We start from the raw sequence: 14,498 nt of genomic DNA, 5'->3' as shown, positions 1-14,498 counted from the left end.
GCGCCCGCTATTTGACCTGTGTTTCCTGCCAGACACCCTTGGCCTTCAACCCGTCGGCGACTTCCTTGGGCATGTAGCGCTCGTCATGCTTGGCGAGCACGCTATCGGCGACGAAAACGCCGTCGCTGCCAAATGAACCTTCGGTGATGACGCCCTGCTCCTCGCGGAACAGATCCGGCAGGATGCCCGTGTAGGTGACCTTCACCGTGTCATGCGTGTCGGTTACCGCAAAAGCTACTGTGGTCCCCTGACCACGCACGATGGTGCCCTTTTCGACCAGCCCGCCCAGCCTGATGCGCTGGCCCGGCGCCACATTGGCGGCTGCGAGATCGCCAGGCATGTAGAAATAGGAAGCCTTCTGGCCAAGGGCATAAAAGGTCAGGCCTGCGGCCAGCGCCAGGAAGCCCAGTCCCGCCACGATCACCGACAGTCGCTTCTGCTTGCGCGTCATCGCCTACTCCGTTGCCGCAAGGCCGAGTGTGCCGGCAAAAGCCGTGAACTGCTTGGCTTCCGGACTATCGGCGCCGAAAACCGCGATACTCCGCCGCAACGCGGCACGCGCCTCGTCGGCCTTGCCCAGCACCACATATGAACGGATGAGGCGCATCCATCCTTCCGTGTCGCGCGGGTTCTGTTTCAACTTCTCGTCGAGACTGGCCACCATCGTCTCGATCATGGCGCCGCGCTGCTCATCCGACAATGACGAAGCGGCTGTGACATCATCTTGCGTAGGGCCGGTTGGAACGGAGTTGTTGACCAGGCTAGACAGCGCCTGTTCGACAGCCTTTCGCCACGGGGAGTCCGCCGGCAACGTCGCCTGCAGCTTCTGAAGCGTGGTGACAGCCTCCGCCTTGCGGCCTTCCTGTGAAAGCGCCAGCGCCAAATAGAAATTCGCTTTCGGATCGTTCGGCTCGAGCTTCAGCGCTGCCTCGAAAGCAGCCTGCGCTTCGGCCGAGACGACGCCTCCTGCGCCGTTGACCATCGCCTCGCCCAGCCCGGTCTGCCGAGCGGCACTGTCTCCCGCCAGCCGGATCGCATTGCGGTAGGCGGTAACGGCATCGCCGAACCGGCCGATGCGCAGATAGATCGGGGCGAGAACGTCCCAGCCGCGACCATCGGTCGGGTTCTTGACCAGATGCGCTTCGGCCCGCGCCACCAGTTCGTCGACCGAGCTGTCGGCCGGGTTCTTTGCGAGACGCTGCGCCAGAGGCTGCGACGGCAGATCGGGAGAGCCGAGCCGCGCATAGACACCCCAGCTCAGCAGCGGCACGGCCAGGACAGCGACAACGGAAAGGAGACGGACGATGTTTGTGCCCGAGCGGGAAGCCTGTGCAGCGGTATCGTCGCTGCCCAGGCGGATGATGCGACGGCCGATTTCGGCGCGCGCCTGCTCGGCCTCGGCCGGCTGGATCAGCCCGCGCTGCAGGTCGCCGTCGAGCTCACCCAATTGGTCACGATAGACTTCGAGATCATGCGCGTTCTGGGAATCCGGACGCTTCGCGCCTCCGGCGAGAGGCAACAGCACAGCCAGGCTCGCTCCCAGCGTCAGTACCGCAGCTATGACCCAAAACAGCATGGAACTTCCAATAGCGGTCCGGCTTCGTCCTGCCAACACAAGCGTCCTGCGACGCTTTGACAGAATTGCGGCCAGAACACTTTGATCGAGCGCAAATGCCCGACCGCAGCGGTATCGGAAAGTTTGCCGGGGCGGCCTGTTAGGTCAGCGGCGTCCAGCTGCCATCGGAGTTGCGGCAGGCGGTGCCGCGCGCGATCTGGCCAGCGCCGCCGACATAGACGGTGTGGCGATACTGGCGGCAATCCTGCGAGCCGACGCGATAGGGCTGGGCTGCGACAACTTCGCCATAGCGGCTGGATTGATCGCTCTTCCAGGACACGGTCTGGCCGCTGGCCGTGTATTCCAGCGCCTTGTATTCGGCCTCCAGCGCCTTGCGCTTTTCGGCCGTGGTGAGGTTCGCGCCGATGCTGCCGCTGATCAGGCCGCCGCCCATCTCGGAAAGCACGGTCGCCGCAATCGAAGTGCCGTCCTGGCCGGACTTCGGCGCGATATCGGGGCCGCTTCCGTTCGACCCGGTCGTGGTGCAGCCGGCAAGCGCCAGCATTCCGGCAACGAGGCCCATGCGAATCGTCATGCTGTCAAAATTCCCCTCTTCGCCGCGCAATCGGCGACTGCCGCGGCGATAGTCCTGATATTGGGCTGAAATTGGGCTACGTGCCACCCCCATAACACGTTCTTCACTGGACACTGCGCAGGCGCACGATGGCTTTCAGGCCGCCGAGCGAGGAACGCTCCAGTGCAAGCGTGCCGCCATATTCCTTGATCAGATCAGCCACGATGGCGAGCCCAAGCCCGGTGCCCGGCTTGGTCTCGTCGAGCCGTTTGCCGCGCTGCAAAGCCTCGCGCGCCTTGTCTTCCGGGATGCCTGGGCCGTCGTCCTCGATCAGGATCTCGAACTGTTCGCCGCTCTCACCGGCCGCCGCCGCTGGCTTGACGGTGACCTTTGCCGTGCCGCGCGCCCATTTCATGGCATTCTCGAGCAGGTTGCCCATGACCTCTTCAAGATCCTCGCGTTCACCGGCAAAGATGATGCCTTCCGCAGGCAGCGACAGCGAAAGCGTCACGTTCGGGTTCAGCTTCTGCATCACCCGCACCATCCGCTCAGCCAGCGGCGCGACCGGCGTGCGATAGACGACGCTGTCGCGTTGGGCCGCGATACGCGCCCGTTGCAGATAGTGCTCGACCTGCATCTGCATCGACGCAGCCTGATCGGTGATCAACTGCCCCTTCTGTCCGCCAAGCGCCCTTCCCTCGTTCAGGAGTACGGCAAGCGGTGTCTTCAGCGAATGCGCTAGGTTACCGACCTGTGTCCGCGAGCGCTCGACGATACGTTTGTTGTTTTCAATCAATGCGTTGGTTTCATTGGCCAGCGGCTCGATCTCGGCCGGGAAGCGGCCATCCAGACGCTGCGCCGTTCCTTCCCGTACCATGGCGAGCGCCGCCCGGACCCTTCGCAAGGGCTGCAGACCAAGCAGAATGGCGATGGCGTTGATGGCGATCATGCCGGCGCCGAACAGCGAGAGATAGGTAAGCAACCGCCCCTGGAAGGAACGGATCTCCTCCTCCAGTTCGCTTTTGTTGCCCATCACCCTGAAACGGGCGATGTGATTCTTCGCGTCGAGCACGAACTCGCTCTCGAAGACCTGCAGTTCTTCGCCTCTCAGCCCCTTGGTCGAGTAGCTGCGCTGGAAACTGGAATTGAACGGCACTTCGCTGATACCCGGCGAAGGCAGCGTCTGTGCCATCATCGACGACGAACGCAGATGGCCGCTGACCCCCTCAGAGGCCGGCTCGACCGACCAGTACCAGCCGGAAAAGGGCTCCGAGAACCGCAGATCGCCGAGGTCCGGCGCGCCGATCAGCACACCTTTGTCGGAAATGCCGACAGAACCGATCAGATTGAACAGATGCGCCGAGAGCAGGCTGTCGAAACCACGTTCGCTAGCCTGGCGGTAGAGCGTGGTGATCAGCGTGAAGATGACGACCAGCGTCAGCACCGCCCAGATCGACGAGAAGGCGACGACACGAAAGGTTAGCGAGCGCAGCCAGAAACGCAGCGGCGCCCTCTTGTTCGTGCTTCTGGTGGGGGCAAGCGGTTCCGCCTTACGCCTCCGGTTCACGCATGCGGTAACCCATGCCGCGCACGGTCTCGATCATGTCGACACCCATCTTCTTGCGCAGCCGACCGACAAAAACCTCGATGGTGTTGGAATCGCGATCGAAATCCTGATCGTACAGATGCTCGACCAGTTCGGTGCGCGACACCACCTCGCCCATGTGATGCATGAGGTAGGCAAGCAGCCGAAACTCGTGCGACGTCAGTTTCAGCGGCACGCCATCGACATCGGCCTTGGAGGCTTTGGTATCCAGGCGCAGCGGGCCGCAGGTGAGCTCGGAGGAGGCGTGACCTGCTGCGCGGCGAATGAGCGCGCGCACTCGCGCCAACACTTCTTCGATATGGAAAGGCTTGGTCACATAGTCGTCGGCACCGGCGTCGATACCGGAGACCTTGTCGCTCCAGCGATCGCGTGCCGTCAGCATCAGCACCGGCATCTTGCGGCCGTCGCGACGCCAGCGTTCGACAACACTGATACCGTCCATCTGCGGCAGCCCGATATCGAGCACGACGGCATCATAGGGTTCGGTGTCGCCGAGATAGTGTCCTTCCTCGCCGTCATAGGCGCGGTCGACCACATAACCGGCATCGACAAGCGAATCGGCGAGCTGCCGGTTCAGTTCCTTGTCGTCCTCGACCACCAGTACGCGCATCCTGCCTCGTATCGTTCTGTTCGATTGTTCGGATATAGGCCGATTCCTGATCGCGGAAAACGCAATCAGCCAGCCGGCACCACCATCTCGGCCCTGCGTGGGCGCTCACCATCCTTACCCGGCACCAGAACGACGATGACGCAAACCTCCTGCCCGCCGCGGTTGGCGGACGAAGCCTTGGCAAGCGTACCGCCATTCTGGGCAGCGACTTCCTGGCCAATCGCATAGCAGTCGGCAGCAACGGTCACGATCTGCCTGGGATAGCTGGGAGACGAGACCGGCAGCGCGCTGGCCGGGGCAGCAAGCAGCCCGCCAATGCTAAGCGCCAGCACAAAAGACCGGAGATTGGAGCAGAACCTGTTCATGGCGCCTTTTTTAGCGCAACGGGGCTGAACACGAAATGAACACCCGACTGCGTCTCCCTAGCTTGTCCGCAAAAGCAAACCGCGCGGACCTTAGCCGAAGCGATCGGGGACAGACAACCGCCAAGCAAATGACCAAACCGGCGATGGGCAACAATACCATGCAAGGACTTCGAGGGGGGAGCCGACAGGATCGGATGCTTCAGCACTTGCCCGTGCTGCTGTCCTGACTATGGTCGTCGAAAAACCGATCCCAGTCAGCAAAACAGAGCATCTCATGAAACTTGGTTTCGTCGGTACGGGCGCACTCACCGCGGCGATTGTCGCAGGGCTCAAATCCGTGGCCGACAACGCGGTGTCTGTCCTGCTGTCGCCGCGCAATGAAGAGATCGCCGCCGGCCTCGCCTCACGCTTCAAGGATGTACGGGTGGCACCTGACAACCAGGCGGTGCTCGACGGCAGCGATACAGTCATGCTGGCGGTCCGTCCGCAGGTCGCCCATGAAGTCATCCCGTCGCTGCGATTCAGAGCAGACCACCATGTCGTCAGCCTGATCGCGACACTCTCGCTTGGGGATATCGCCACCCTGGTCACGCCGGCGCACAGACTCACCAAGGCGCTGCCGATGCCGATGATTGCCCTGAGGCAAGGCGCCACCATCCTCTATCCGCCGGACAGGGATATGGCTGCCTTCTTCGGCAATCTCGGGAAAGCCATCGAAGTGGAGAATGCAAGCGAATTCGACGCTCTCAGCGTCGTAACGGCGACCTACGCCAGCTATTTCAAATATCTCGACACCATTCACACATGGCTGAAAGCCCAAGGGATCGATGAGGTCAAGGGCCGCGACTATGTCGCGACCCTGTTCAAGGCGCTGGCCAACGCGCCAGAGACGGCCCCCGAGGCCAGCTTCATGCATCTGTCCCAGGAATATGCAACGCGCGGCGGCATCAACGAACAGATCCTGAACGAGCTGAGCAAGGCCGGGCTGTTCGATGCGTTCAACCTGAGCCTGGACGGTGTGCACAAACGCATCGTCGCATCGCAGACCTAGAGCGTTTCCGTGTTTCACGGAAACGCGGAGATGCTCTAAGCTTCTGTTTTCTCTGAATTTTTTAACGCCAAGTGATCCCACTTGGCTACAAAATGCTCTAGAACGGCGACGTCGGCCGGCCCCCTACCCGAGAGCCGGCCTTTCGTGGCGGACTTACTTGGCCAACCGGTTGTACTTCTTCAATGCCTGCTGCAGCCGATCGTGCGGAATGGCGAAGGAGACATTGTCGTCGCGCCCCTTCATCGTCTCAGCCGCGACCATCGCGTTGACGATCGCTTCTTCCGTTGCATCCGCGGTAGCATGGAAAAGCGGATTGATCTTGTCATTGGAGACCATCTCGACGGTCGTATTCTTCTCCTGGTTGAAGGCCTCAGGATTGGCTGTCGAGAAGGTGATGAAGATGTCTCCGCTGCCATTGCCGCCATAACCGCCGGTTTTGGCAATGCCGAGTGGAACGCGACGGGCAAGACGCTTCAGCTGATGCGGCAACAGTGGCGCATCGGTCGCCACCACGACGATGATCGATCCCGCTTCCTGGCGTTTCCATGAGACATCCGGCATCAGGTCGGTGATCTCCTTGCCGACGGGAGCGCCGGCAATGGTGAGATCGGCACGCGAGCCGAAATTGCCCTGAACCAGCACGCCGACATTGTAGCCGCCTTCTTCGACCGACAGCTTGCGCGAGGCCGTGCCGGCACCGCCCTTGAAGTTGAACAGGTTCATTCCGGTTCCGCCGCCGACATTGCCTTCGGCGATCGCGCCCGATTTGGCGGTATCCAACGCGGCATAGACATGTTCCTTCTTCACATGCATGCCGTTGATGTCGTTCAGGATACCATCCCAGGTCTCGGCCACCACCGGAAGCCGCCAGTAGAGGTCGCGGAAATGCGGACCGACCATGTTGTTCTCGGCTTCCCAGGAAATGACCGAGTCACGGACGACACCGACACTGTGTGTGTTGGTGATCATGATCGGCCCTTCGAGGAAGCCGCTCTCCTCGATCCAGGTTGTCCCGGTCATCTCGCCATTGCCGTTCAGCGAATACCAACCGGCGAAGGATGGACCGAACGACTTGCCTCGTGGCAGGATCGCGGTGACGCCAGTTCGGACTGGCCCTTTCCCGACTTCGATCTTACCCTCGCCCTCGATGATCGTCGCGTAACCCACGGTGACGCCCGGCACGTCGGTGATGGCGTTGTTCGGCCCCGGCGTCCCTTCGAAGGGAATGCCGAGATCGCGGGCGCGGGGTTTATCGGCGGCCGATGCGGCGGCCGCACTGACAGCCAGAGCAATGCCGCACATCGCCCCGACCAGATTTCTGTTTGCACGTTCCATAGTGTCTCCTCCACTCTGATGAAAACGCGCTCAGTCCTCCTTTGATCTTTCGATCAACTGAGCGACGGGCACATATCGCCATCTGGAGATGGAGGCGGCAACCACCATTGACGCAACGTCAACGCAAAGGCAGCTTCTGGACCAATCGGCTGGAGCCAGCATCGGCAGCGACGTTGCGGTGCTCGAAGCAGCAATCCAAAAGAAATGGCCCGACCTGAGGCCGGGCCATTTCTGCGGTGAAACAATCTCACCTCGATAAAAAGAGCGAATGACTGGAGGTCAAGCCTGCACCCGCTAAAGCAGTAAGATCTTAGAAATCGCGCTGGAAGCGGAGGATGCCGCCGACGCTGCTGTCCTTGTCCGCGCCGGACCAGCTGCCACGGTAGTCGGCTTTGCCGAACTTGCCTTCGTTGACATAGTCAACTTCGGCCGTGACGGTGAAGCCCGGAACCAGCTGGTGTGCGACGTTGACGGCGACGCCGAGCGTCTCGCCCTCGTCATACGACACCTGCGCGTTCAAAGAGGTCTTCTCGTTGAACTTGTAGGTACCGCCGCCCCAGAACGCCCAGTTGCCGCCCCATGGCTTGTAGAAGCTGCGGTAGATGTTGTCGTCGGTACCGTAGCCGCCCATGATGAACAGCGAGATCTGGTCGGTGGCGTTCACGTCCAAGCGAACCTTGCCAGCCCACTCTTCCCAGGAAGAATTGTAGGCAACGACACCGGAGATGCCGCCCCAGCCCTGCGTATACTTCACGCCGCCAACCACGTTCGGAACGTAGCTGTCGATGGTCTGGTTGTTATCCCTCGTGTAGACCCAGTTGCCAGCACCGTCCTTGACGTAGGTGTTGTAGCTGCCCGAGCCCTGTTCGAGCGACACGATCGCCGAGAAGCCGTTGCCGCCGTCGAAGGTATAGCTGATCAGGTTGGTGTCGAATTCACCGTAAGGAACCAGCGTATCCTGGATGACGTTGGCGGCGTAACCCGAGAAGGTGTCGTAAGCCGATTCGTCCTTACCGACGCGCAGGCCGCCGAGCTGGATCCAGGCCCACTTGAGCTGGATGTCGCCCTTGTTGCCGGCTTCGCCGCTGCCATCGCGATTGCCGAAGTTGAAGCGGGTCTCGGTGAACGTCTTCAGCGTACCGTACTCGGTCTCCTGACCAGTCCAGGTGCGCAGGGCAAGACGGGCGTTCTTCTGCCAGGTGTCCTGCTCATCACCATTGAGGCGATCGCGGGTCTTGGCGCCGTCGAACGAGCCAAGATCGCCGAGGCCGGCGTCGTAACGGACATAACCGCCGATACGCAGGCAGGTCTCGGTGCCTGGGATGTAGAAATAGCCGGCGCCGTAGACGTCGCAGATCTTGACGTATTCTGCCGGTTCCGGCTCTGCGACGACGACGGCGTCGGCGGCGCGAGCGCCGGTAACGGCGATCAGTGCCGCTGCCGAGCCGAGAAGAAGGGTGTGGATTCTCACTGATATCCCCTGTTCGTGCTTTAGGATCGTCAAGTTCCCCCAGTCGCGAGCAAAACGCCGCCGGAAGTTCCCGATCCGAACGACCGGACTATGCATAATTTGTGGCGCCGCCCTTGATAACAAAAATGTTACCGATCTGTAACATTCATAATTATATCTAAGTATCAAATCGTAAACCTACATCTACCAACTCACTGATTTCATGTCATATTTCCGAAATACCGGAAAATCGTAAGAAATGGTATGAAATTTCATACCATAATTTGCGACGCCAATTCGTTTCAATAGTGCCTTTATCGCGTTGCAATAAAGACACAATCAATCAGGCGACCATGGTTCCTGGTGCTTTTGATTGCTTCTGGTCGAAAATCTGCTGCGCATGATGAATCGCATGCGCATTGTTTTCAGACCAATCGCGCAGCACGCCGAGAGGCAGCTTCAAGGAGTTGCCCAGTGCCGTGAGACTGTATTCAACGCCGGGAGGCGTTGTGTCGACAAGGTAACGATTGACGAGACCATTGCGCTCGAGGCGTCGCAGAGACTGCGTCAGGGTCTTTTGGCTGATGCCTGCCACCTGACGCTTGAGGGCATTGAAACGTGCCGCTCCACCCTCGAGGTAGATCTGCCGCAGCACGATGAGGGTCCATTTATCGGAGAAAAGTTCGAACATCGTATCGCCGTCGACGGCCAAACGGTCGGTGACGTGATCGTTCATTACTGTCTCCTGATCTGCTTCCCCCCAAATCGAAAACCCGCGCAGTAACAGCCATAGGCTGGTTTGGTTCCTTCACAATTTTCAGTTTTTTGCGATCGGCCCGTGCTGAAGCCGTTGCCGGAGCGATTGACGGGAGCTGACAACAGCCTGCCGTTTCCGGGCCGACGCCCAACCGGCCCTGACTCATTCCGGAGCACCGCCCAATATGACTGTCCCAATGCACAGCAGCACCCTGTGCCAATAACGAGGTTTCGCCCCCGGCAGGCAGGGTCATCCCAGAGGACGACAGGATTGCATGCGTGAGCCTGCTACGCTGAACTTTAATCGCAGGGAGGAGAGAGCATGCAAAGTGACGATGCCAAACCCGTCGTGATCGTCACGGGCGGCGGCAGCGGCATCGGCGCCGCCGTTGCCGAACGCCTCGCCAACTCCCACCGTGTGGTCATCTGCGGGCGCCGCAAGGATGCGCTCGATGCAGTCGCGGCGCGCACCGGCGCACAGGCCATTCCGCTGGATGTCACCGACCATGCGGCGACGCATCTGCTGGTGAGCCGGACCGCGGAGCAATACGGACGCCTCGATGGCCTTGTTCTCAATGCCGGCATCATCCAGTCCGCGTCGATCGCGGAACTTCCGATCGCTGACTGGGAACGGCAGATCGCGGTCAATCTGACGGCACCTTTCGTCATGAGCCAGGCCGCGCTGCCACATCTCCTGGCCAGCCGGGGCGCCGTCGTGGCGGTGAGTTCGGTGGGTGCGGTTCAAACCGGGCCGGGTATCGCCGCCTACTCGGCTGCGAAAGCCGGTGTCAGCCAGTTCATCAAATGCCTCGCCTATGAGTATGCACGCCATGGCCTGCGCGCCAATGTCGTGGCACCGGGCTGGATCCGCAGCGAGATGGCGGATGAAGAGATGCGCGCGCTGCCGATCGGAACCGACCTGGATGCGGCTTACGCCAAGGTTAGCGAACATGTTCCGCAACGCCGCGCCGGTTCGTCGATGGAAGCCGCCGAGGTCATCGCCTTCCTGCTGTCGCCAGCGGCTTCTTTCGTCAACGGCGCCGTCTATGCGGTGGATGGCGGCTCGCTGGTCGCCAATTCTGGCATGACCTATGTCGACGGGCTGAGCGCCGGCTGGGCAGATCCTTTATCGTAGCCGAACCAGCCCGGCATCGGTCGGCTTGAACCCGCAAGCGCCGAGGTAGAAATCGCGCAGATGCGGGTCGAAGTCGACGTGGAGCCATTCGCACTGCGAAGCCCGGGCGTTGTCGACGGCGACCTTCACCAGTTGCGACGCATAGCCGAGACGACGCTGCGCAGAATGCACCATCGTATCAAGCAGGAAGGCATGCACCCCGCCATCCCAGGCGACATTCACGAACCCGACAAGCTCATCCCCTGCCCGCATCGTCACCCAACCCAGGCTGAAGCGGTTGACCTGTGACCACCAATCGTCATCGGACAGCGCATGCGCGAAACATTCGGCATGCAGTGCATTCACCTCATCATTCCTGAAAGCACCACGCCACAGGGCGCGCGGCTGAGGGTGATCGCCTGTCTTGTCGATTGAAGCCGTCATGCTCTCTTATCGGCAGCCACGACCTGCGCGACAAGGGCTTTTGATCCAGCGCCATACCGTGGCGCGGTTTGCGCCAAAGGATACGACGAGGCGGTCCTTGGCGGGACGCTCCCGCTTGTCTTAGAACAGCGCTTGCCACGATGCGTGGCATGACTTCCCGGATTGCGGCCCGCAACAGGTAGCCAGCGACATCGAGGAACGTGAAATGACGGAACACACCATTGTCGCCAACACACCCGAGCCGAGAACACAGGAGAGCCTGACCCGTGACCTGCAGCGCCTGGGGGTGAAACCGGGCGACACCCTGCTCGTCCACTGCGCGATGAGCAAAGTCGGCTGGGTCTCAGGCGGCGCGGAAACGATCGTGCGCGCCTTGCTGGGCGCGATCACACAGACCGGCACGCTGGTGATGCCATCGCAGTCATCGCAGCTCAGCGACCCTGCTAACTGGCAGGCGCCGGCTGTTCCGGGCACCTGGATCGAGATCATCCGCGCGACCTTGCCTGCCTTCAATCCACGCACCACGCCGACCCGCGACATGGGCGCCGTCGCGGAACTGTTTCGCGCCTGGCCAGGTGCCCGGCGAAGCATGCATCCAACCTGCTCTTTTGCGGCGCTCGGCCCGGAAGCCGAAGCCATCACCGCGCGGCAACCGCTCGACGAGCCTTTCGGTGGCGATGGCCCACTTGGCTATCTCTATCGATCGAAGGCGCGAATTCTGCTGCTCGGTGCAGGTTTCGACGCAGCAACCGCTTTTCACATGGCCGAACAAAAAGCGTGGCCGTCCCTGCCACGCGTTCCGGAAGGCTCGCCCCTTATGGTGGATGGGCAACGCCGCTGGGTCAGTTTCGACATTGCAACCGGGGACGCCGACCGATTTCCGGAAATCGGGGAGGAATTGCTCCGGCAAGGCATCGCCCAGACCGGGCCTGTCGGTTCCGCAATCGCTCACCTTATGTCGCTGCCGGCGGTCGTCGACGCGGCCGCCGGCATCATGGCCGGACAACAACCGCCTGCCGGGTGACACTCGCCGAAGATCGGGAGCGTCCTTTACCCTCCCTTCACCAATCAGGCATCCAATGGCGGGGCCCTTGCCAGCGTCGCCGCAATCGACGAATAGTCGGCTCGGCAACGGAAACAGGGCCATCCGCGTTCCCGATTGCGCGGCAAACGAGTATACTGGCGCGCCACGGCGCAACCCATCGCAAGCGTGTGACCGGCCTCGAATGAACATCCCCCAGGAACCGCGCAAGAAAAGAGGGCCGATCGCGGCCTGGTTCCTGTCGCTCGACGCCTGGCTGGATTCCAGCCTGTACAAACTGCGCTATCGGGCCGGCGAGTTCTGGGAATCGGCAACGATCTTCTTTCGACGCTTCAAGGTCACCGGCTGGCGGCGCTGGCTGGTGGAGGCGCTGTCGGAGGGATTTACACTCGGCACCGGCGCTTCCGTCGCATTGCTGGCGCTGGCCCTGCCCGCCTTCCAGGAAACCTCCGGCGACTGGAGGGCGCAAGGTGACTTCGCGGTGACGTTCCTCGACCGCTACGGCAACGAAGTCGGCCAGCGCGGCATCATCCAGCGCGACTCCGTGCCCGTCGACCAGATGCCGGATCACGTCATCAAGGCGGTTCTTTCAACCGAGGACCGCCGTTTCTTCGAACATTACGGCATTGACTTCCTCGGTCTTGCGCGCGCGCTGACGGAAAACGTGCGTGCCAATTCCGTGGTGCAGGGTGGCTCGTCCATTACGCAACAATTGGCCAAGAACCTGTTCCTCACCAATGAACGGACGCTGGAGCGCAAGGTCAAGGAAGCGTTTCTGTCGCTGTGGCTGGAAGCCAACCTGTCCAAGAAGGAAATCCTGCAGCTTTATCTCGACCGCTCCTATATGGGTGGCGGCACTTTCGGCATCGAGGCGGCCGCCGATTTCTATTTCGGCAAGAGCGTGAAGGACCTGACGCTGGCGGAAGCGGCCATGCTGGCCGGCCTGTTCAAGGCACCCACCAAATATGCGCCGCACATCAACCTTCCGGCAGCGCGTGCCCGCGCCAACGTCGTGCTCAACAACATGGTCGACAGCGGCTTCATGTCGGAAGGCCAGGTGTTGCAGGCCAGATTGCATCCGGCGACGGTCGTTGACCGGGGCGAGCGCAAGAGCCCAGACTATTTCCTCGACTGGGCGTTCGACGAGGTCAAGAAGATCGCGCCGAAAGGCACGCACTCACTGGTCGCGCACACAACTTTCGACGCCAATATCCAGGATGCCGCCGAAGAGTCGGTGGAATTCCATCTGCGCCAATACGGTAAGGAATACCGCGTCACCGAAGGCGCGGTCGTCGTGATCGAGACCAACGGCTCCGTGCGCGCCATTGTCGGCGGGCGCGATTATGGCGCCAGCCAGTTCAACCGCGCCACCAAGGCGCTGCGCCAGACCGGATCGTCCTTCAAGCCTTATGTCTACGCCACCGCCATGGAACATGGCTTCACGCCGGACTCGGTCGTCTCGAGCGGGCCAGTCAGCTGGGGCAACTGGTCGCCGAAGAACTACAGCGGCGGCTTCGGCGGCAAGATCACGCTGCTCAATGCCTTTGTGCGCTCGATCAACACAGTGCCAGTCCGGCTTGCCAAGGACTCGCTGTCCATCCCGCCGATCAAGAAACTGGCCGAGGACATGGGCGTTGAATCACCCTTGGAATCGCACAAGACCATGGTGCTCGGCACCTCCGGCATGACGGTGATGGACCAGGCCACCGGTTATTCGGTGTTTGCGCAGAACGGTTATGTCGGCACCCGCCACGGCATAACCCAGCTTGTCACCCACACCGGGGAAGTCGTCTACGACTGGGCCAAGGATGCGCCGCCGCCCCGCCGTGTGCTTTCGGAACAGGCGCTGCGCTCGATGAATTCGATGCTGACCCAGGTACCCGTGATCGGCACGGCACGGCGGGCGGCATTGCCCAATATTGTTTCCGGCGGCAAGACCGGTACGACGCAGAGCTATCGCGACGCCTGGTATGTCGGCTTCACCGGCAACTACACGGCCGCGGTCTGGCTCGGCAATGACGACTTCCGTCCGACAAACAACATGACTGGCGGCTCGCTGCCGGCGATGATCTGGCAAAGAATGATGGTCTACGCCCATCAGAACATCGACCTGAAGCCAATTCCCGGCATCGATCAGCCTTTCGTCGACAAGACCGTAGCGGCAAAGGCGGAGGAAGCGCAGAAGAAGCTGGCTGCGGAAGAAGAGGCGAAGGCTGCGGCAGAACGCCCGCCAGTGCTCTCCAGCCGCACCACGCAGACGCTACGCACGCTTTCCAAAACCTTCGAAGGCGCGGCTCAGCTTGTTCCGCCCGCCACTCCCGAAAAGCTCTCGGCACTGTGACGCCTGCAGACGCCGCCGCCCGGCTTGCCTGTCCCCTCACCAGCTTCTATGTCGCGGTGGACAGAAGAGTGTTTCCGTTTCTCACGGAGAAGCGGAGACGCTCTAACGTTCTGGTTTTACGCAAGTCCGCACGCAAAACCGCTACGCACTTTTGCCGGGATTGCCCTGGAGCGGAATCCTTCCGCTCTATCTGTTTGTTTTGTCGCATGATTTCTTTCCGAAAAATCTGCAACTCTTCGGAATCATGCTCTAGCC

General features: G+C 61.3%; 14 protein-coding genes. 4 read left to right on the top strand and 10 right to left on the bottom strand.

The window, feature by feature from the left end:
* Positions 1-7: 7 nt before the first annotated feature.
* The 6 genes from ccmE to AC3WTO_RS03270 all read right to left on the bottom strand — a co-directional run bounded on the left by ccmE (position 8) and on the right by AC3WTO_RS03270 (position 4,710).
* Positions 8-451 carry a cytochrome c maturation protein CcmE gene (gene ccmE, locus AC3WTO_RS03295; RefSeq protein ID WP_492459253.1) on the bottom strand — a complete coding sequence of 148 codons (444 nt, stop codon included), beginning with the start codon at positions 449-451 and terminating at the stop codon, positions 8-10.
* A gap of 3 nt (positions 452-454) precedes the next feature.
* The gene (ccmI, locus tag AC3WTO_RS03290; protein ID WP_492459252.1) at positions 455-1,576 is read right to left on the bottom strand and encodes a c-type cytochrome biogenesis protein CcmI; all 1,122 of its coding nucleotides are present in this window, start codon (positions 1,574-1,576) and stop codon (positions 455-457) included.
* A gap of 139 nt (positions 1,577-1,715) precedes the next feature.
* Complete coding sequence (locus AC3WTO_RS03285) at positions 1,716-2,150, bottom strand: RT0821/Lpp0805 family surface protein (RefSeq protein WP_492459251.1); 435 nt, start codon at positions 2,148-2,150, stop codon at positions 1,716-1,718.
* Positions 2,151-2,253: 103 nt separating this feature from the next.
* The gene (locus AC3WTO_RS03280; RefSeq protein WP_492459250.1) at positions 2,254-3,696 is read right to left on the bottom strand and encodes an ATP-binding protein; all 1,443 of its coding nucleotides are present in this window, start codon (positions 3,694-3,696) and stop codon (positions 2,254-2,256) included.
* Positions 3,680-4,345, bottom strand: coding sequence for a response regulator transcription factor (locus tag AC3WTO_RS03275; protein ID WP_129410493.1), 666 nt, complete (start codon positions 4,343-4,345; stop codon positions 3,680-3,682). Before AC3WTO_RS03275 ends, AC3WTO_RS03280 begins: the two co-directional genes overlap by 17 nt.
* A 65-nt stretch (positions 4,346-4,410) precedes the next feature.
* On the bottom strand, positions 4,411-4,710 hold the full coding sequence (locus AC3WTO_RS03270; protein WP_492459249.1) for a hypothetical protein: 300 nt from the start codon (positions 4,708-4,710) through the stop codon (positions 4,411-4,413).
* A gap of 274 nt (positions 4,711-4,984) precedes the next feature.
* Here AC3WTO_RS03270 and AC3WTO_RS03265 point away from each other — a divergent pair, with 274 nt between their 5' ends.
* Positions 4,985-5,761, top strand: a complete 777-nt coding sequence (locus AC3WTO_RS03265) for a pyrroline-5-carboxylate reductase (protein ID WP_492459248.1) — start codon at positions 4,985-4,987, stop codon at positions 5,759-5,761.
* A gap of 153 nt (positions 5,762-5,914) precedes the next feature.
* On the opposite strand, the gene AC3WTO_RS03260 is transcribed toward AC3WTO_RS03265, so the two are convergent.
* The 3 genes from AC3WTO_RS03260 to AC3WTO_RS03250 form a co-directional block, all read right to left on the bottom strand.
* On the bottom strand, positions 5,915-7,096 hold the full coding sequence (locus tag AC3WTO_RS03260; RefSeq protein WP_492459247.1) for a DmpA family aminopeptidase: 1,182 nt from the start codon (positions 7,094-7,096) through the stop codon (positions 5,915-5,917).
* Positions 7,097-7,406: 310 nt separating this feature from the next.
* Entirely contained in the window at positions 7,407-8,567 is a 1,161-nt protein-coding gene (locus AC3WTO_RS03255; protein WP_492459246.1) for a porin, read from the bottom strand.
* 322 nt (positions 8,568-8,889) lie between these two features.
* Positions 8,890-9,282, bottom strand: a complete 393-nt coding sequence (locus AC3WTO_RS03250) for a winged helix-turn-helix transcriptional regulator (protein ID WP_492459245.1) — start codon at positions 9,280-9,282, stop codon at positions 8,890-8,892.
* 342 nt (positions 9,283-9,624) lie between these two features.
* Between AC3WTO_RS03250 and AC3WTO_RS03245 the strand changes: the two genes are divergently transcribed.
* Positions 9,625-10,437 carry an SDR family NAD(P)-dependent oxidoreductase gene (locus AC3WTO_RS03245; protein ID WP_492459244.1) on the top strand — a complete coding sequence of 271 codons (813 nt, stop codon included), beginning with the start codon at positions 9,625-9,627 and terminating at the stop codon, positions 10,435-10,437.
* Here AC3WTO_RS03245 and AC3WTO_RS03240 read toward each other — a convergent pair.
* On the bottom strand, positions 10,429-10,860 hold the full coding sequence (locus tag AC3WTO_RS03240; RefSeq protein ID WP_492459243.1) for a GNAT family N-acetyltransferase: 432 nt from the start codon (positions 10,858-10,860) through the stop codon (positions 10,429-10,431). The genes AC3WTO_RS03245 and AC3WTO_RS03240 overlap by 9 nt on opposite strands.
* A 205-nt stretch (positions 10,861-11,065) precedes the next feature.
* On the opposite strand from AC3WTO_RS03240, the gene AC3WTO_RS03235 reads away from it, so the two are divergent.
* Positions 11,066-11,884 (top strand): AAC(3) family N-acetyltransferase, encoded by an 819-nt coding sequence (locus AC3WTO_RS03235; protein ID WP_492459242.1) that lies wholly within the window; start codon positions 11,066-11,068, stop codon positions 11,882-11,884.
* Between the two features lie 202 nt (positions 11,885-12,086).
* Positions 12,087-14,243, top strand: a complete 2,157-nt coding sequence (locus AC3WTO_RS03230) for a transglycosylase domain-containing protein (RefSeq protein ID WP_492459241.1) — start codon at positions 12,087-12,089, stop codon at positions 14,241-14,243.
* Positions 14,244-14,498 lie beyond the last annotated feature (255 nt).

It is taken from the genome of Mesorhizobium sp. EU05-FHT14A09, from assembly GCF_058790995.1.
This window is presented reverse-complemented; position numbering and strand designations above follow the sequence as displayed.